The following is a 19,430-nucleotide window of genomic DNA, read 5'->3' as shown; positions in this document are numbered from 1 at the left end:
TGGCCGTTTAGCATGCGGTGAGTTGTGTTTTTAGTTTTTCCGCGATCGTCGCGATCTCCTCGGTCGCTCCCGCCAGTCGCATGGCGCTTTCTGAGAACGATTGATTCAGGCTGGTCATGCTCGTAACGTTTTGCGCGACCTCGGCCAGCCCCTGTTCTTGTTCGTTTGCCGATAGTCGAATCTCGGCAGATATTTTGCGTACGTTTGTCGCTTGGTCGTTCACCTCGTGGTTCATGGAGACCTGTATCGCCATCTCTTCGTTTATGCGGGACATCCATTCGTTGATGCTGTTTACATTCGTAATCGTGATTCGCATTACTTCAACAATCGTCTTTACGTTATTCATGCCGACGGTGACCTCACTCTCGGTTTTTTGAATGAGACTGGTAATTTCCCTCAGGCTGTTGCTGGTTATTGTCGACAGTTTTGAAATTTCGTTCGCCACGACGGCGAATCCCCTGCCCGACTCTTTCGCCCTGGCGGCCTCTATGGTGGCATTGAGCGAGAGAAGGCTGATCTTGTCCGCTATTTCATTGATTACATCGACGATCATGATCATCTGCCGTGAGCTTTCGATGATGACGGCCATAGTTTTATTCATCTCATCCAATATGCTTTCTCCCGATTTAGTTTGCTGAGAGGTTTCATCGGAGGCATTAGATGCTTTTTCAATGATGGTCTTCATCGTGAGGATGGAAGATGATAAAGTATTTATTCGCTCAATCAAGGCTTCGAGACTCAAATACTGGCTGCCGGAGTCCACGGCTACTACGTTCATGTTCGATTTCATCTGTTCAACCGACGAGCTGATCTCTTCGGCCGAAGCGAATTGGGACATCGCAGTGCTAGAGAAATTCATCGCCATCGCCGACAATTCCTCCGATGTTTTTGCAAGGATGACAGACGTATCCGTGATTGATTCATGGAGCTTTTTTATTTGCGTGTATTGCCTGGTATTTTTTTCGAGTTCGCGTTTGATGTCACCCATCGCGTCTTTATTCATTTTATCGATAAGCATGGAGATGCCATAGGCCAGCAGTATGGCAAATATACTGTCGATGAACCCTGCGCTGAGTGTCAAGTGATCGATTGCGCCAGTAACGCGCAGGTATCGGAAATATGAAAAATCCAGCATGAGAGAGACGACCATGATAAGCGTAGTCCACCGGCGGGTGCAAAACAGGGAAGTGTAAACGACGCTGATAGGAATGATATACATCATGGAAGAATAACCGATCTTGACTGGGTCCATTTGGTATTGCTGATAAATGACGCCGCAACAGGACACTATGAGAGATGTCAACGAGGTTACATTTGCAGCGATATAATAGTAACCGATTCTGATCAGTATGATGCTTAAGACCATTCCCGCTATTGCCATGAGCGAAATCAGCAATACCCAGAGCAGTATCCCCCGCAGGGAATATACCAACGGGGGCAAAATAAGGACGGACACAATAATAACGAAATTCGCCATTAAAAGTATAGACGCTTTGCGGTACAAAATACCGGACACGTTTTCATACTTATTAAGTATCCTGACCTTTATTTTATTGAACATGGTATTGCCCCGGATTTGTTGATTATACTATTTGCTTCCCTTATTCTTCTACGACATGTTCTCCGAAAATGGACATCGATCCCGGCCCCCATTATTTTTGGATCCGATACAATGGTGATGCATGATTCCATGAGACTTATATTATTCAATGTTCCCCTCAATACCAGTTAGATACTTTTTTAACTCATCACCGATATACGAAATGGCTTCATGCGACTGGGGAAATATCCGGTCCATTCCCATAAACCCGTGGATGAGTCCTTCATAACGACGGTGCACTACCGGGACATTGGATTCGGCGAGCCTTGCCGCGTACGCCTCGCCGTCATCGCGAAGTATATCGAATTCGGCGGTTATGATAATTGCCGGCGGAAGGTTTCGCAGGTCCCCGGCCAGAAGCGGAGAAACGCGGGGATCCTTCCATTGCGCACGATCGGGAACGTACATGGAACGAAATAGTTCCATATACCGCTTCGTGAGATAATATCCGCGCGTGTAATGCCGGTAAGAAGGAGTCTCCATGCGGGAAATATCGGTTACTGGGTAAATGAGCGCCTGGCATCGTATGGGCGGACCGCCTGCATCGCGCGCCAGGATGCTTATCGCCGCGGCAAGGTTTCCACCCGAACTGTCACCCGCGACAACGATGCGGGTCCCATCCCCCTGAAAGGTTCGACAGTTTTGTTCGACCCAGACAAGGGCTGCATAGGCATCTTCTACGGCCGCGGGAAAGACGTGTTCCGGGGCCAGTCGAAAATCCACCGCCACCAGAACGGCGCCGGTCTTCCGCGCGAGTGACCGGCAGATGGCATCGTGCGTATCCAGGGTTCCCGTAAACCAACCACCCCCATGATAATATACGATTACCGGCAGAGTAGGTCCGGTTCGTGGAATATATATCCGGAGGGGTATGATACCCCCGGGTCCGGGTATTTCAATATTCCTCACCGCCTCCAGGCGGATGCCGCGGCCCCTGAGCAGGCTTGATTCATTCCTGGTCTTCCTGCTTTCCCCCGGAGTTTCGCCTTCTTTGAATAATTCAATTCCCGCGACCTTTATAAATTTAAGCAGAAGCGCCGCGCGGAGATCGAGATCACCGTAAGGTGTTTTCATCCAACTGCGGATCAGCGTCCCGGCCGCAAGGACGAAAACGCATAACACGATAATTGTGATGGACGTACCAGACATGGACGGTTTCATGCTTGGTACCCATGCATGAAACATACACACCGGGCAGGCGTATCCTGTGACGAATGCAATTACTCCTCCCCCAGCATCGCCAGCGCGATGGATCCCGGCCCGATTATTCGCGGGTCGGTAACCACGTTGATGCATGTGGTCTTTCCCGAGGCGAAGGCTTCTTCAAGCGCGGGGGCGATGTCCCCGGGGTTCTCGACAAGGATTCCCTTTCCCCCCAGGGCCGCCACGGCGTCATGGTAGGGCACGAATCCTATCTCTACGGTGCCGGGTATGTAATGCTTATATCTTGAGTGCATGCTGTTCGCGGTCATTCCCCAGAGATTGTTGTTGTTCACCACGATCACTATGGGCAGATTATTCCGGATCGAAGTTTCCACCTCCATGAAATTGAAACCCATGCTGCCGTCCCCGATGAACAGCAGCACCCTTCGGTCAGGGTTCACCAGTTTCGCCGAAACCGCATAGGGTATGCCGACCCCCAGGCAGCCGTAGAGGCCCGAATCCATCACGTTCCATTCCGCGCGGCAGGTACGCGTGGTAAGTATCCATGATTGTGAATCCCCGCCGTCGGCCACGACCATATCATCCTTCCTGTCCATGAAATCGTCGATCTCACGCGCAAGCCTGCCGGGGTTGATGGGAACGGTGTCGCTGTCGGAATTAAGCCGGCCCATCTCTTTGGATGCTTTTTCATTGTCCTTCAATCCGTTCACCCATCCGGAGAACCGCTTCCTGAGGGATTCGCCGTAATTTTCCGCATTGATAGTTTTATTGCACGCCACGAGAAGTTCCCTAATATCGCTGCAGATCGCGAGATCGATCGACCTGTTCCTTCCGATCTCCTCCGGTTCGATGTCGACCTGGATAATTTTCGCGTCGCTTCTGAAAAAGGCGCCGCACACGTTGTACATGCACAAGCGGTTGCCCAGGAGAATGACGCAATCGGATTCGGAAATCGCCATTCCCGAAGATCCAGGCCTGACCAGGATGGAGGATTCGAAGCAGAGGGGATGCGTGTCGGGGACCGAGCCGCGCGCAAACTTGACGGTGAACACCGGTATGCCCGTGTTTTCGACAAATGCGGTAAGCTCCCTGCCGGCGTCCGAAAAATACACGCCGCTGCCCGCGAATATGACGGGCTTCGCCGAATTCCTGATCAAGTCGATCATGGCACGCGCCTCCCCGGTATCAATCGGCCTGGAGGATACCCTGGTTAACGGACGGGAGACGTTCTGTAGGTTCACCGTTGCGTCCAGCACGTCGATGGGGAGCTCGAGGAACACCGGTCCCGGACGGCCATGGGTGGCGTATCGAAAGGCCATATCGATATATTCCGGAATGCGCTCGGCCTTCCTGCAGACCAGGGATTTCTTGACAATGGATTCGATGATGGGTTCCTGCCGCATATCCTGCAGGCCGAGCTTTTCCGGCGACTTGTTTCCGTGCGCACCGGCGATCAATATAACGGGCGAGTTGGAGAGACGCGCGTTCACGATCGACGATATCGTATTGGTGAAGCCCGGCCCGAATGTCACGAGGATGATGCCCGGCTTCTTCGTCATTCTCCCGTACGCCTCCGCCATGAACGCGGCCGCCTGTTCGTGACGGGCGGTGATTATTTTTATCGGCGTATCTTCGACGGCTCGTTGGACCGGCGTTATGCTCTCTCCCGGTACCGAAAATAAATATTCGACTCCCCTATTGAGAAATGCCTCGGTGATGAGGTTCCATCCCTTCGTTGCCTGGGTTTCAGCGTTCATCGGTTTCCTCCGATCGTAGTGGTAGTGTTGAATCGGGACATGGGCGATCGCCCGGATTCCATTGCGCATTTATGATTCCAGCAGATTCTCTTGTTTCAGCCATTCGTAGCTGTCGGCGAGCATTCGGTCCAGCGGCCGGGTCGCGAAGCCCAGTTCCCTTCCCGCCTTGCGGTCATCGCAGAGCAGCGCGCCCACGAGCCGTTTGTACTTCGCCGGGGTGATGGACGGCTCTCCCCGGCCGATCAGCGATCGCAGCATTGACGAATACATGGCAAGCCTCAGAATTCCCCGGGACACCGTGTTTCCGCCGGCCGGTTTTCCCAGGAGTCTCTGGATCTCATTGATTACCTCTTTGAAATCCGCGCAGATCCCCCCGAGGATATAATTTTCCCCCGGTCGGCCCTTATCGACGGCGGCGATGTGTGCGCGCGCGATATCCTTCACATGCGCGAACGTGGCCTTTCCGGGGGGAATGCCGGGAAGCGCGTCGTGTAACACGGACTTGATGATCTGTGACCAGTTCGATCGGTCATAGGGGCCGATAATATTGCAGGGATTCATGATTACCGCGGAAAGCCCCGCGTCCATCCCCTTGCGCACCTCCTGTTCGGCGAGGTATTTGGTGATATTATAATTCATCTTGCACGACAAGGCGTTGGAGGCGGTATGTTCCGATACCACCGTTCCGGGATGGTACCCGTACGCGGAAATCGACGAGGTGTGAATGAATCGCCCCGCGTGTTTTGCGATCGAGGCATTCACCACATTTCTTGTGCCGATCACGTTGATCGCGTACTGTCTGTCCCTGTGCCTTTCCCACATGCTCGTATCGCCGGCCACATGGAACACCGCGTCGGCTTTTTCGGGAATTGCGCGCACGAGCGATCCGGGATCGAGGATATTTCCCGCAACGGGAATGACGTTTAATTTATTCAGGCAGCGTAAATCCTCGCCCGGAAGGTGGAGTGCGTAAATCTCCCAATCGCCCGTTTTGAGTTCGCCGATAAGATTCAATCCCAGAAAACCCGTGGAACCTGTAACAAACGCAATTCTCATATCGATATTCCCCCGCGTGCGTGGTTTGCGGGCATGAACAGGGCGGGCGGAAACGATCGATGCGCCGCGTCTTGATCAGGCCGGGGGTAATGTAGTGTAGGATGGGGAAGGGCGCATTAACCTGGGTTTATGGAGTGGATTTTTTTCCCATTTTTTTCCGTATTCTGCTCAGGGCCACCGGCGTGATCCCCAGGTAGGAGGCGATATAGTATTGAGGTATCCTGCCCTCTATGCCGGGATAGCTCTGCTGGAAGGTTATGTAGCGGGTCATGGCGTTCTCGGAGAGAAACCCGCGTTCCCTCTGCTCCTTTTCGATGAAGAGGTTTTCCACGTATTTCCTCGTCAGGGTGTTCCAGCAGGAGTCGTTGGCCATGATCCGCGTGTACTCCTTCAGGGTGAAACAAAGCAGCACACTGTCTTCGAGGGCCTGGATCGCGTACCAGGAAGGAGTTCCGTTGAGAAAGGCGCTGAACGCGGTGAGAAAATGATTTTCATTCCGGAATACGAGGATTTTTTCGTCTCCATCATCCGTGACATAGTACACCCGGAATATTCCGGATTTGATGAATCCAAGCTTATCCGCGACCTCGCCGATATTGATGAAATGCTCGTTTTTCCTGATCCGAAGGGGTTTAATCATGCGTGCGACTTTCTGCCATTCGCTTTCCGGAACGGCGCAATAACGCGACAATTCGTCACGCATTTCTTTAAGGATCAATTCATCCATTAAAATACCGCACCTTCGATAGCCCCCGGGGAAGCCGGAATTGAGATCGGACGAATCCCCGCGGGAAATCGTTCGGGAAACTCGACTCGATATACGGTATATTTTCTCGATGAAAATCACAAGCCGATTTGCGCGAAATTCCCGTAGAATTCGTATGAATTTCCATGCCGTGGGAATGCCGTATGATTAGAAAACCATTGGACACCGGCGGCACTAGATGATACCCGTGTCTCAGGCCCGTGTCCGTGCACGCCCGCGGCGGCCATCCCGGCGGGTTTTCGATAAAGGCCCCGCAGGCATTTCCCGGAGGGCGTGCGCAGCGCTTCACGTCGCAAGGCGGCTGGAACGATGATTACGAAACTCAACGAACTCTCACTGGATGAAGCCTTCGCGCTTATCAGAAGCGTCACCCGAAAAATGGACGACGAAGGTATATTCCAATGGGATGAAATTTACCCGACCCGCGAAATACTCAGGGACGACCTCCGCAGCGGGCAGGCCTACGGGTATCATGGGAATGACGCACTGCGCGGATACATAGTCCTGAGCGAAGAATACTCCCCAGAGTATAAGAGTGTGCGCTGGAACTGTGCGGAAGGAAAATCCCTGGTGATCCATCGGCTTTCCGTCAGGCCGGACTGCCAGGGCAGGGGCATCGCGAAGCGATTGATGAACCATGCCGAGGAGCACGCGAGAAATGCCGGTTATCTCTCGATAAAACTGGACGCGTTCGTGAACAACCCGGCCGCGTTGAAACTGTACGAGGGATTGAACTACTCCCTGGCCGGCACGGTGCGGTTCAGAAAGGGAATATTTAACTGCTACGAAAAGGTATTGTGAATACGCCGCAGCCGGTGCAGGAGGACATCGCGGCGCTGTTCGGATTGCTTGCACAGAAGAAGATCAAGCCGATAATCGCGAAAAGGATGCCGCTCCTCGAGGCGGCGGAGGCGAACCGGATACTGGAAAGCGGTTCCGTGGCCGGCAAGATTGTGCTCTTGGCCCCCGAATTGCTGTGATTTTATCCGCCGATACGCCGGAAGGCCGATGGGTCCGGTAAATTAATTTCCTTACCTGTCCGGGACGCGCGAAGGAACCGGCCCCGGGCCGCTCAGGTGCGTACGACATCAAAGAGCCCCCATGACCGATATAGTTGATTTATCCATTCGGCTTCATTACATTTTTATCAACCGGCCACGGTCCGACGCGCGGCGCGATTGAAACTGAAAGGAGGAATGCATGAAACCACGGGGTCCGTTGATGATCGAGCACAGGCTTATAGAAAAGATGCTGGTACTGACCGGCGGGGAACTGGAGGTCATCAAGCGGGAGAGAAAGGTGAATTCCGTGTTCATCGATACAATCGTCGATTTTATTAAGACCTACGCGGACCGCACCCATCACGGGAAGGAGGAGGACATACTTTTCAGGGAGCTTGAGCCCAGGAAGCTGAACGATGACGATGCGCGCATCATGCGGGAGCTGATCGACGAGCACGCGCAGGCGAGGAAGGCCGTGAGCGGACTTGTCGAGGCGAACGCACGGTACGTCAAGGGGGACGTGGCCGGCATCGACGTGATCATCGAGAAGCTGTCTTTCCTTATAACCTTTTACCCGCGCCATATCCTCAAGGAAGATAAGGTCTTCTTCCCCGACACCGAGAAATATTTTTCGAATCAGGAACTGGATGCCATGCTGAACAGCTTCTGGGAGTTCGACCGGAAAATGATCCACGAAAAATATGAAAGGCTTTACGAGTCCCTGAAAACGAGATAACCCGGAGAGATCGGCGCGTGTGATGAGGGCGATGCAGCGATGACGGGCTCTCATCCCGAAATTGAAGCAGGCGTACGGGAAGGGCCGGGGCATTCGGGTGCCGATATAACAGGCAAGGGAACGATCACCCGTTCCCCTGATAGATGCTGTTGCGTATCGGCCCCCGAACCCTGACCGGCCGTGCGAACAAGGCGCGGAAACTTACGCCCGTACCGCTCTCTTCCCGACGATATACATTCCCGCCGCGCTCACGATCATGAAGACCACGCCAATCACCTGCGCCTGCGTGAGGCCCAGCATGAGCTTGGGATTGAGCCGGATGAATTCCACGAGGAAGCGGGGAAGCCCGTTCAATAAAAGGTACAGGAAGAAGAGCCTTCCATCCGGCCATTCGCGCTTCCTGAGCTGGAGCATCGCACCGAGCACTATAAAGGAAAAGAATACCTCGAAGAGCGGGGTGGGGAAGACGGGCATGGTCGAGGGGACGATGCCGTTCGGGTACGCTGTCCCCCAGAAGCCCTCGGTGAAAATGCCGTAGCAGCCGTCGCCCGCGACGTGGCAGCCAAAGCGCCCGAAGCAGTAACCGAGCGCCATCGAGGGGACCGCAGTATCGGCCACCTTGAAGAAGCTCTCCTTGCTCCGCTTGACGATGACGAAGGCGAGCAGGAACGACAGCAGGAAGCCGCCGTACGCCGAAAGCCCCGCGCCGGATATGAGCATGTCCCATGGGTTCATCAGGAATTCGTCCAGGTGTTCAAGGACGTGGAATAGCTTTGAGCCGACGATACCGCCGGGTATCGCGGCCAGGAGTATCTTGTAGGCGATCTCGGGGTCCATGGACCTCTGCTTGAGCTCCCGCTCGAAGAGCAGGAAGGCCAGGTAGAAGCCGGTCCCCAGCATCACGCCGTAACCGCCTATCGAAATGAGCTTATACTGGAAGAGAATAGGAAACATGGTTGCCTCTGGTCACGGTTGTCGTGCGTCGTTCGTTCGATAAAAAGAATATCTGTACCGCGGCGCGCGGACTTGTCAAGAGCAATATTTGCGGCGTTCCGGACCGCGCCTTTAAAATTCTCTTGAAATTCCGATTCACGATCCGTATCATACCTTTAAATTCCGCGGAAGGAAAATCGCCGCCGCGCGTTCCGGTTCACCCCTGGAGGCCGCCATGAAAAAACTGTTTGCCGTCGCATTGATCGCCGCCCTCGCGCTCCTGTGCGCGCCGCCGCTCCGGGCCGGTGAGCCCACGAAGGATCCCATTCTCCGCCTCAACACCGGCATGCACACGGGCGCCCTCAAGCGCATGGACGTGGACGCCCAGGGGAAATACATGGTCTCCTGCGCGGACGACAAGATCGCCATCCTCTGGGACGCGCGCACCGGTGAGGCGTTGCGCACCCTGCGCCCCCCGATAGACGCGGCGAACGAGGGCAAGCTTTTCAGCTGCGCCATCTCGCGCGACGGGAAAACCATCGCGACCGGGGGATGGACCGGATACGACTGGTACGGCAACAATACGATCTACCTGTTCAACGCGCAGACGGGCGAGATGACGGGACGCATCCCCGGGCTCGAGAACGTGATCAACGACATCGAGTTCTCCCCGGACGGGAAGTACCTCGCGGCGAGCCTGGGGCGGGCGAACGGGGTGCGCATATTCGACACCTCGACCTGGAAGCTCGTGCACGCGCTCAAGGGCTACGGCGACAATACCTACAGCGTCGCGTTCGACCGCACGGGCCGGTTCGCGAGCGTGTCGTACGACGGGAATATCCGCCTGTACGGCGCGGGCTTCAAGCTCGTGAAAGAGATGGCGACCACGGGGGGCCGCAGGCCCTTCAACCTTGCGTTCTCACCGGACGGCGCGAAGATCGCGGTGGGCTACGACGACACCTGGACGGTGCAGGTGCTGGACGGCTATTCCCTCGAGGTGCTCTACGAGCCGGACGTGACCGGCAGCGAACAGTTCTACAAGTTCGACAAGGTGTGCTGGTCGCTGGACGGGAGCTACCTGTACGGGGTGGGCGGATACAGCCTCTACCGCGACAACACCTGGTGGCGCGTCATCAGAAGGTGGAGCGACGGCGGCAGGGGAGGCTACCAGGAGTTCAACGGCGGCCTCAACAACATCATGGACATCAAGACCCTGCCGGACGATTCGCTCATATTCGGGAGCGCCTTCCCGGACGTAGGCCGTATGGACCGCGCGGGCACGATGAAATACTTCGTGAAGGGCGCGACCAACGATTTCCGCGCGAAGGACCAGAGCCATTTCAAGCTGAACGCGAATGGGACCGTGACCGGGTTTACGCCGTTCGGCAAGAAGCCGCTCACCTTTTCCATCGAACAGCGCGAGGTCGTCGAGAAGGGCGCCACCTTCGGCTCGCCCAAACAGTCGGCGGGGGGAACCACGGTCACCGACTGGGCGAACTCGCAGAAGGTGAAGCTGAACGGGGCGCAGATAAGCTTCCTCGAGGATTACGAGCTTTCGCGCAGCCTTGACATCGCCGACAGCGGCGACTTTTTCATCATTGGCGCCGACTGGAGCATCTACTGCATGGACCGCTCGGGGAGCCAGCTTTGGAAGGTGACCGCACCCGGCGTCGCCTGGGCCGTGAATATCGCCGACGACGCGCGTACGGTCGCCATCCTGTTCGGCGACGGCACGGTGCGGTGGTTCAGCACCGCGAACGGGCAGGAGCTCCTCTCCCTGTTCGTCCACGCCGAGAATCGCACCTGGGTGATCTGGACGCCCTCCGGCTATTACGATTGCTCGCCCGGTGGTCAGGACCTCATAGGCTGGCACATCAACAACGGGATCGCCGCGGCCGCGGACTTTTACCCGGTGAGCCGTTTCGCGCAACGCTTCTACCGTCCCGACGTGATCCAGCTCGTGTTGAAGACCGCGAGCGTTGACCAGGCCCTCGCGCAGGCCAACAAGGACAAGGGCCTCAAGGGCGACGACCGCTCGATCGTGGAATCGCTCCCGCCCGTCGTCACGATCATTTCTCCGGAAAGCGGCTACCAGACGGCGCAGGACACCGTGGAGCTCACGCTCCTGGTCAAGACCCCCGAGAACGATCCTGTCACGGAGATCAAGGTGCTCGTGAACGGCCGCCCGTCCAAGAGCGACCAGCGCGGCATCACCCTGAAGCCGAAGGCGAAGGCGGGCGAGCGCAAGACGGTGATGGTGAGCGTCGAGGAGGGGGAGAACGAGATATCGGCCCTCGCGAAAAACTCCAACGGGTTCAGCGTGCCGTCCACCATCAAGGTGACCTTCACGAAGCCCAATCCGCAGGAATTCGTGATCAAGCCCAAGCTCTATATCCTCGCGGTGGGCGTGAGCATGTATGAGGACCCGGAGCTCAAGCTCAATTTCGCGAGCAAGGACGCGGGCGACTTCGCCGGCTTCCTGAAAAGCCAGCAGGGGAGCCTCTATCGCGAGGTCACAGTGAAGGTTCTCATTGACGCGGGCGCCACGAAGGACGAGGTCCTGGATGGGCTCGACTGGATCAGCAAGGAGACCACGAGCAAGGACGTGGCGATGATCTTCTTCGCCGGGCACGGCGTGAACGATTCCACGGGGATCTACTATTTTCTCCCCGTGAACGCGAACCGCGAAAAGCTCAAACGCACCGCGGTGCCCTTCACCGACATCAAGAACACGGTAGCCTCGCTCGCGGGGAAGGCGCTCTTTTTCGTGGACACGTGCCACTCGGGTAACGTGATGGGTTCGAGGCGCGGGGTGACCGATATTACCGGCGTGGTGAACGAGCTCGCCTCCAGCGAGAACGGGGTGATAGTCTTCGCGTCGTCCACCGGGAGCCAGTACTCGCTCGAGTCGCCCGACTGGGCCAACGGCGCGTTCACGAAGGCGCTCATCGAGGGGATGAACGGCGGCGCCGATTACCAGCGCTCCGGGCGCATCACCGTGAACATGCTCGACCTGTATATCTCGGAACGGGTTAAGGAGCTCACCGGCGGAAAACAGACCCCCACCACCACGAAGCCGCAGACGGTGCCGGACTTCCCGGTGATCGTACGATAGCTTCGCGGGACCGGGCATTTTCCGAGGGCGCCGTTCATGGGAGATGAGGGGACAAAGGATTAAAGGCGATTGAAGAGATAGGGGCGGGGTGCCAAAGTACGGCCTGGGGTTCGTGGTATAAATATTGTGAAAATAAAATTGCGTGCTAAGTATAAATCACGGTAGATAGATTATAATGAAACACTCGGCACAAAGACATCATTTTCAAAAGGAAAAACATGCGCCACAAATTCAACCACCTGCTGATCCTGGTTTTATCGGTTTTATTATTCACATCCTGCAATGATGAAAATTCCACATCCAGTCGCATACCAAAGGGCGACAGGCTGCTGGGAATGGACGTTTTAAACACAACACCCTCCATTGATTTTAACGCGGGAATAACAAAAGTAAAAGCCGCCGGAGTGCAGTTTATCACCTTTCCTGTTCTCTGGAGCGATATAAACGCAACGGGAGCTACATATGATGCAACATGGGTTCAAAACATCAAAAACATGGCTGTTGTATGCAGCGCAAACGGTTTGAAACTCAGTCTTACCATCTGGACAGTTGATACCACCGGGAAACATCTTCCTTCAGATCTGATGACAACTCGCTTTAATGACATTACAATGGCAAACAGATTTATCGATCTGCTCGAAAAGCTGTTCATCACGGAGAGTATCGATTATGCTTTACTGACATCCATTCAGATCGGCAATGAAATTGACGGGTACAATGTTGCAGGCGACTCGTATTTTTCATGGAGCGATTACGCAGCATTTTTATACAACGTCAAATTATTGATTGCCGCAAAACCATATTCTTCACTGAAGACCGGCTTCACCGGAACGCTATACGGGATGAACGCCGACACGGCTGTCTTTACCGCCCTCGCAGGGACTGTCGATATTCTGGGAGTAACCTATTATCCGCTGAATAATGATTTTACGGTAAAAGACTCAGCAGTCGTTTCGTCTGATATTTCCACTTTCGTCGGCAATTACTCTGCGACCGGCAAGCCGATCTATATGCAGGAAGCGGGTTATCAAACCGGCGGCACATTCTGCAACAGCTCTGAAAGCAAGCAGGCGCAGTTTGTTCAGAATATATTCGACGCATGGGATACTCATAACGCATCTATAAAAGCGGTCAGCTTCCTCAGATTGAACGATGTCGACAATTCATCAGCAATCGCAACTGCGACACAGTATGGCCTTGTGGGTAATTCAGGTTTCATCGAGTACATCCAAACACTTGGTTTCTTCAACTACGATGGTACAGAAAAGCAGGCTTTTGAAATTTTATCGGATAACGCTCATGCGAGAGGATGGTAAAACAGCGTCTCACCCCAGTCTCGAATCATACTGAGCCGTGATGCTCTTGTGGGTTTCTTATTTTCCCGGTAATCATTTATACTACAGGCTGTCAAAGCGAAGATTCCGGTAATTCGTTGACTTTTTATCGCCGTTATATATTATCCCTGAGATGGCAAGGGCCGTTTTAACCTGACGTCCATCGGAAAATAAAACTCAATCGCCCCGGCTTTTTAAAAATGAGAGTGGACTTTAACAGAGTAAATTGATAAGAAGTGAAGCCATGCGGAAGTAATCCTGCCGGGATGGGACGCGTTTTATATATAAACTTGTGAGCAGGGATCAATGAAATTAAAAATTGCAATCATCGCATCAATACTATTTTCTTTTCCCCTGTCGCTTGCGGCCCTCCAGGGCATAAGGGTTGACGATTCGTTTGACGCGCAGGCGATAGGCTTGAATGTCGAATATATCGAAGACAAAGAAAATACCCTATCCTTCGATCAGGTCGTAAAAGAAGAGCGATGGACCGCGTCGAATAAAGAGTCCCTGAATTTCGGATTTACCCGTTCGGTATACTGGTTCCGGTTTTCTCTCGATACTACGGGCAGTGCCCTCAACCATTTTTTGGAATTAACCTATCCGATGCTGAATCATGTGGAATTCTATCGCCCGACGGGCAAGGGATACCGCGTATTTAAAACCGGTAACAAGTATCCTTTCCATGAACGCGAAATCGAAGATAAGAACTTCGTCTTCCGGCTGAACGAGGGCCCCGGGATCCACCGGTATTTCCTGAGAATTGAAACGTCGAGTTCCCTGAATTTTACGCCCATCCTCATGTCTCAGAATGCATATATTCACAGAAATCAGACGCAGATGCCCATCATCTGGATATATTACGGCCTCATGCTCATCATGCTGGTCTACAATTTTTTCATCTTCATCGCCGGTCGCGACCGCGGTTATTTGTATTACGTCTTGTTCATCGCCGCGTATATTTTAATGCAGATGTCGCTGAACGGTTATTCCTTTCAATACCTGTGGCCGAACGCCTTATGGTGGGGTTCGTTCGCCCTGCCTTTTTTTATCTGTGTTGCAATTACACTGGCGGCCGTGTTCATGAAACAGGTCATCGAAACCAAAAAGCTTTTCAGGGTCGTCGATAAAATATTTCTCTACGGCGTCATTGTCCCGGGATCCGCATGGGCCGTGTGCACCCTTTTCGTCGACTATGGCCTGGCAATCCGCGGCGCAACCGCGTTAGTGGGGGTCCTGGCGGTTTGCCTGTTCGGGTGCGTCATATATGCGACTATCCGCAATTCGCGACCGGCCCGGTTCATCCTGATCGGCTTTGGCGGCCTCGTGGCGGGCATCGTAATCTATGTCCTTAAGACCTTTGGGGTGCTGCCGGGGATGTTTATCGCCGACTGGGGCGTGCAGATCGGCTCCTCGCTCGTTGTCGTCTTCCTCTCCCTCGCCCTCGCCGATAATATCAACGTCATGAGAATAAAACTGTCGAAACTCCTTGATGAGCAGAAGGAGCACGAAAAAACGACGATCGAACGGGCCGCGTATCTCGAGGGCATCGTGGGAACCGCGGGCACGTTGTCCGAAGAGTTTATCAGCGTGAGCGACCGGCTCCAGGGAATTACCAACCGTTTTACGAGCCTTTCCATGGAACAGGCCTCGACAAGCGAAGAGATGTCCGCGACATTCGAGGAGTTCTCCGCGTCGGTGGAAACCATCTACAATTCGACCATAAGCCAGAAAGAAGAAGGCGAGAAATCGAAGAACCTCGTGGACGTGCTCAACGATGCCCAGAAGAACCTCATCCTGGAGAACCGGAAGGTCGAGGAGAGCATAAGGGAGATTATGGGTTCGGCGACGGCCACGGGCGACAGCCTCCGCACGATGACGGATACCATGAACACGATAAATGCCGGGGGCACGGCGATCAACCAGTTCATCGAGATAATCGACGACATATCGGACCGCATCAATCTGCTCAGCCTGAACGCCGCGATCGAGGCGGCCCGGGCCGGTGACTACGGGCGCGGATTCGCCGTGGTTGCGGACGAAATTGGAAAACTTGCGCAGGCTACTTCCGATAATTCAAAGGAAATAACAAAACAGATAACGAAGATCATCGCCGACATCGAATCCGGCACGCGCATCGTCTTCAGCACCAAGGAGTCGACCGATACCATACTCCAGCTGGTACACGTCATCGGTTCCGGGTTCGATTTGATACGGGAGATGATGACGAAGCAGAACACGGCCCTTGAAGTGGTCATCCGGCAGGCCGAGGTGATCGACAGGTTGTCGAAAGAGATCGTGACATCTACGAACGAACAGAAGAATTCCATGGCCCAGACGCAGAAAATCATAGACCGGCTGTCGCAGATGGCGCTGGAGATCACCCAGTCCAATGATGTGATCATCGATGTTTCGAAACTCATCCAGGAAAAAGCGCAGGACCTGGACAGGGTGATCCGCACTAAAGAGTAACCGTCCGGTCGTCTGCCGCGGGAGAGGCGTTTTCCTCCGGGCAGTGAAAGCCGGATTTTTTAAAGAGGGCGCTACCGGTACACGGATATATGCCGGGTGTGTGCGCGCGACAACGGACCTCGCCGTGTTATCGCCCCCCGGCATCCTCCCTGCATTTGCCGCACAGGAGGCCCAAGGCGTCGCGCGACCAGCCATACTTCGTAAGAAGGGGACCGGCGTCCGCGCCGATAGCCACGGAGTCCTGCACGACGGCCCTGCATTCCCGGCAGACGAGGGTCATGGTCATGAAGCTCATGCCCGGCAGTGTCATTTGTTTGTCGTCGTTCATTTTCACGTTTTATCGGTACTCAATAATCGGCATTTTAATGAGCGCGGTCTCCCCGAAACCTTAGAATAAATCCTTCCGCCTCTCGCATTCCCCCTTGACCATCTGCACGAAATCGTCGAGCACCCGTCCCGACAGGAATTCCGTGATCTTTGCCGGCATGAGCATGCCGAAATCGACGCGGAGGGAGAACACGAGGAGGGTCCGGTCTTCCGGCAGCTCCCGGAACTCGTACGTTCCTGCCGCCCGGGAGACGTCGCCCCCCGCCGACTTGAAATGCAGTATCCTCGCGTCGTCGTCATATCGGTAGTCAAGCACGATCTTCAGTCCCTTCTTTATCAGCAGGTCGAAGGTGTACACGACGCTCAGGGCCCGGCAGTCGTCTCCCGTTTTCCTGATATCGAGATCCCTCACGTGACTGAACCAGGAATGATAGTTATCCATGTCGCATATAACCCGGTAACACAGGCCGGGGGAGGCGGCTATTTCGATCGATCTTGAAACTTCCTGGATTTTTTTCATATACGCATTTCCGATCCGACGTCGATTTTTGTTGAGAATTCTTCCGGTACCAGCCGTTATGTCAGAGAGCTTCCATCGCCACCTCTCCCATTCCCGTAACCTGGAGGGCCGGAGTCGTATCAGCCCGCCTTATTTCACATAGGATGCCGCTTTCACGATTCGTTTCACATCACGAAGCCCTATTTTTCCCTTGAAAAAATTTCTTTCTTTATTCACCCGGTCGAGCGCATTATATAGTTCATCGGCGTCCGCCTGGGAGACCCTTTTTATCGTATCATATCCGGCGGCGACCAGCATCCCCGCGGCAATCGGACTTATCCATTGAATTCTTGTGAGATCGATTAATGAATAAAAAATATCGATACGCGTGCCGGCTATTCCTGTCCTGGCACTGATTTCCGATCTCTTTTTCGCGGAATCCAGCGCTTCATGCAATAAAACGGAATTCTTCAAACCGCATTTTTCTAATTTTTCAATTTCACCCTTCTGGAACCCATCAAAGGCGCATAGCGGGAGGGGCTTGGGGAAATAGCCTTCGATTTCACGTCTAAGTAGTACCAGGTAATCGTAATCAACCCCGGTTTTCTTCGAAAGCGAAGGGATATTTTTTGAATATTTTAATTCCTTCCGTAAATCCCAAAGAGTCAGAAAGCCCTGTGCTTTCAATTTTTCGAAATTATCCTCGATATTGACGGTTAGTGAGCTGCGGCTCGGGATTAAATCCGTTTCCTCGATTCGTTTTTGTAAATCATCGAGATTCGTTTTTTCGGCATCGATATAATATGGCATGGATCATCTCCAAATAAATGCGGTACTAGCATACTCTGCCGGGGGGTATTCCTCAGGATAACGCGCCACTTGCAATCGTCCTCCGCGGAACACCCCTCAATGCCCGGGTAAAAAAACCCAGCTTGGGGACATTTTACCCGCCCCCTTGAATAAAAGCAAATACTCCATGATACCGGGTATCATGGATGGTACATTACGATGGCGTTTAGCCGATACATTAGATTCGGCGATAATTCATTTATAGTTTATGGGACAAAATATTTCGTTGGCTCCCTGGGTTGCCTGAATCTTTCATCTCATAATTCACGGAAAATACCTGATTTTATGATAAATATTCATACCCCTCGTCACACCAGCCTCTTTCGGATGCTATAATAATTAAACACTGAGGCGGTATTTCATGCGTAAAGAGATAATTCAGAGCGTTCAAGCTGATAAGTCCGATATCGGATTGATACGTGAATCGGTTGCGGGTGACAGAGTCTCGCTGGAGGCTTTGATTAACAGGCACCAGGATTGGATCTATAATATTACCTTTAAGATGGTAATGGATCATGATGAAGCGGCTGATATTACACAGGAGATTTTAATAAAGATACTGACAAGCCTGGCGACGTATGACGAGAACAGGGGGTCTTTCAGGACATGGGTGTACAGGATTACGGCAAACCATGTTGCAACGATGAAAAAGAGCCGGCTGGAACGAAGGTTTACCGACCTGGACGAGTATGTTTCGCTGATAGAATCTATACCGGATAACCGTGACTCGTCTCATCCGGATTCCAGGATGATACTGGAGGACCTGCGTATTGGCTGCATGGCGGGGATGCTGATCTGCCTGAACCGCATCGAGCGACTCGTCTTTATCCTCGGCGGAATCTTCAGGGTGACCGATGTTGTGGGAAGCGAAGTCGTTGGTGTTTCGCGCGGTAATTTCAGAAAGCTCCTGTCCCGGGCCAGGAGAAAGGTATATTCCCACATGAATGGTCTCTGCGGCCATGTGAATCCGAACAGCCCATGCAGGTGTTCGAATAAGATGAAGTCTTTCCTTGATTCAGGCAGGATCGATCCCGGGGCCTTGAGGTATAACAAGCCATCAGCGATGAAGCTACGGGATGCGCTGGAACTGAAACTGGATGAATTCAGGGAGAGCTATTACGATCCGTTTTTCGATATCTACCGGAATGATCCTTTTTACGGCCCACCCGATATAACCGGTTGGCTGAGGAACACCCTGGAACACGCGCGCTTCAGGGATATATTCGGCATTCATTAAGCACGGGCATGCGCGCCCGTCGGGGTGGATTGCCATTTGTAATAAGAAATAATCAATAAGGAGGAGGACCGCATGATGGATAATCTGGAGTCGCTGGTAAGAGGTTCATTCCGGAAAGAAATGCTCGCGTCAGGACTTTATGCCGTGCTTGCGATGCAGTATGCGAAAAAAAACCCAAAACTCGGGGCCAGGTTGAGAGAGGCAGCGGAACAGGAGCATATGCATGGCAGGTTATTCAAGCACTATTATTTCAACAGGTTCAACAAGCAGGCGGGAAATGAAAGTTTCTGGAAGGCGGTGGGCAGGTTCATCGCCGGTATGATGACGGTGATGCCTCTCAAAAAGAAGCTGAACTCATTGAGCGGTAAAGAGTCGGACGCCGTCAGGATGATTGAAGCGGCTCTCGCGGCCGGCCTCGAGCCTTCGTATCAGAAAATTCTCAGGCGCATACTTCCCGATGAAAAATCTCATGCCGCTATATATAAAGAAGAATATTCTTCCTAAAATGCAGCATGAAGTCGTCCTTTTAACGCTCCTGGCGGATAAAGCTTATGGGAATTTATATCATCGTGCCGGCGACAGCT

At 53.5% G+C, this 19,430-nt stretch carries 17 protein-coding genes; 8 read left to right on the top strand and 9 right to left on the bottom strand.

All coding sequences use genetic code 11. The features are described 5' to 3' along the window. Positions 1-7 precede the first annotated feature (7 nt). The 5 genes from EPN93_13590 to EPN93_13570 form a co-directional block, all read right to left on the bottom strand. Positions 8-1,561: a hypothetical protein gene (locus EPN93_13590; GenBank protein TAL33646.1), complete on the bottom strand. Its 1,554-nt coding sequence runs from the start codon at positions 1,559-1,561 to the stop codon at positions 8-10. Between the two features lie 141 nt (positions 1,562-1,702). After that, the gene (locus EPN93_13585; protein TAL33645.1) at positions 1,703-2,896 is read right to left on the bottom strand and encodes an alpha/beta hydrolase; all 1,194 of its coding nucleotides are present in this window, start codon (positions 2,894-2,896) and stop codon (positions 1,703-1,705) included. Continuing rightward, a complete protein-coding gene (locus EPN93_13580; protein TAL33644.1) occupies positions 2,821-4,590 on the bottom strand; it encodes a thiamine pyrophosphate-binding protein in 1,770 nt (589 codons plus the stop codon). The genes EPN93_13585 and EPN93_13580 overlap by 76 nt, the downstream gene beginning before the upstream one ends. Then, positions 4,591-5,577, bottom strand: coding sequence for an NAD-dependent epimerase/dehydratase family protein (locus EPN93_13575; protein TAL33643.1), 987 nt, complete (start codon positions 5,575-5,577; stop codon positions 4,591-4,593). A gap of 127 nt (positions 5,578-5,704) precedes the next feature. Then, positions 5,705-6,304: a Crp/Fnr family transcriptional regulator gene (locus tag EPN93_13570; GenBank protein ID TAL33642.1), complete on the bottom strand. Its 600-nt coding sequence runs from the start codon at positions 6,302-6,304 to the stop codon at positions 5,705-5,707. A 348-nt stretch (positions 6,305-6,652) separates the two neighbouring features. On the opposite strand from EPN93_13570, the gene EPN93_13565 reads away from it, so the two are divergent. The 3 genes from EPN93_13565 to EPN93_13555 all read left to right on the top strand — a co-directional run bounded on the left by EPN93_13565 (position 6,653) and on the right by EPN93_13555 (position 8,080). Beyond that, entirely contained in the window at positions 6,653-7,144 is a 492-nt protein-coding gene (locus EPN93_13565; GenBank protein ID TAL33641.1) for a GNAT family N-acetyltransferase, read from the top strand. After that, positions 7,123-7,323 (top strand): hypothetical protein, encoded by a 201-nt coding sequence (locus EPN93_13560; GenBank protein ID TAL33640.1) that lies wholly within the window; start codon positions 7,123-7,125, stop codon positions 7,321-7,323. Before EPN93_13565 ends, EPN93_13560 begins: the two co-directional genes overlap by 22 nt. Positions 7,324-7,543: 220 nt before the next feature. After that, positions 7,544-8,080, top strand: a complete 537-nt coding sequence (locus EPN93_13555; protein TAL33639.1) for a cation-binding protein — start codon at positions 7,544-7,546, stop codon at positions 8,078-8,080. A gap of 201 nt (positions 8,081-8,281) precedes the next feature. Here EPN93_13555 and EPN93_13550 read toward each other — a convergent pair whose 3' ends face one another. Further along, positions 8,282-9,034 carry a prolipoprotein diacylglyceryl transferase gene (locus tag EPN93_13550; protein TAL33638.1) on the bottom strand — a complete coding sequence of 251 codons (753 nt, stop codon included), beginning with the start codon at positions 9,032-9,034 and terminating at the stop codon, positions 8,282-8,284. 214 nt (positions 9,035-9,248) lie between these two features. Here EPN93_13550 and EPN93_13545 point away from each other — a divergent pair, with 214 nt between their 5' ends. The 3 genes from EPN93_13545 (at position 9,249) to EPN93_13535 (ending at position 15,934) form a co-directional block, all read left to right on the top strand. Beyond that, positions 9,249-12,128, top strand: a complete 2,880-nt coding sequence (locus EPN93_13545) for a hypothetical protein (protein ID TAL33637.1) — start codon at positions 9,249-9,251, stop codon at positions 12,126-12,128. A gap of 218 nt (positions 12,129-12,346) precedes the next feature. Further along, positions 12,347-13,444: a hypothetical protein gene (locus tag EPN93_13540; GenBank protein ID TAL33636.1), complete on the top strand. Its 1,098-nt coding sequence runs from the start codon at positions 12,347-12,349 to the stop codon at positions 13,442-13,444. 324 nt (positions 13,445-13,768) lie between these two features. Continuing rightward, positions 13,769-15,934, top strand: coding sequence for a hypothetical protein (locus tag EPN93_13535; GenBank protein ID TAL33635.1), 2,166 nt, complete (start codon positions 13,769-13,771; stop codon positions 15,932-15,934). 127 nt (positions 15,935-16,061) lie between these two features. On the opposite strand, the gene EPN93_13530 is transcribed toward EPN93_13535, so the two are convergent. The 3 genes from EPN93_13530 to EPN93_13520 all read right to left on the bottom strand — a co-directional run bounded on the left by EPN93_13530 (position 16,062) and on the right by EPN93_13520 (position 17,570). After that, complete coding sequence (locus tag EPN93_13530; protein ID TAL33634.1) at positions 16,062-16,262, bottom strand: hypothetical protein; 201 nt, start codon at positions 16,260-16,262, stop codon at positions 16,062-16,064. Between the two features lie 60 nt (positions 16,263-16,322). Continuing rightward, positions 16,323-16,781 carry a hypothetical protein gene (locus EPN93_13525; GenBank protein TAL33633.1) on the bottom strand — a complete coding sequence of 153 codons (459 nt, stop codon included), beginning with the start codon at positions 16,779-16,781 and terminating at the stop codon, positions 16,323-16,325. A 129-nt stretch (positions 16,782-16,910) separates the two neighbouring features. After that, complete coding sequence (locus tag EPN93_13520) at positions 16,911-17,570, bottom strand: DUF4332 domain-containing protein (protein ID TAL33632.1); 660 nt, start codon at positions 17,568-17,570, stop codon at positions 16,911-16,913. A 400-nt stretch (positions 17,571-17,970) separates the two neighbouring features. On the opposite strand from EPN93_13520, the gene EPN93_13515 reads away from it, so the two are divergent. Next, entirely contained in the window at positions 17,971-18,846 is an 876-nt protein-coding gene (locus EPN93_13515) for an RNA polymerase sigma factor (GenBank protein TAL33631.1), read from the top strand. A 72-nt stretch (positions 18,847-18,918) separates the two neighbouring features. After that, positions 18,919-19,350 carry a ferritin-like domain-containing protein gene (locus EPN93_13510; GenBank protein ID TAL33630.1) on the top strand — a complete coding sequence of 144 codons (432 nt, stop codon included), beginning with the start codon at positions 18,919-18,921 and terminating at the stop codon, positions 19,348-19,350. The last annotated feature ends 80 nt before the right edge of the window (positions 19,351-19,430 follow it).

The organism is Spirochaetota bacterium (assembly GCA_004297825.1).
Classification (GTDB): Bacteria; Spirochaetota; UBA4802; order UBA4802; family UBA5368; genus FW300-bin19.
The sequence above is the reverse complement of the archived record's forward strand: the minus strand, read 5'-3'. Positions and strand labels throughout refer to the sequence as shown.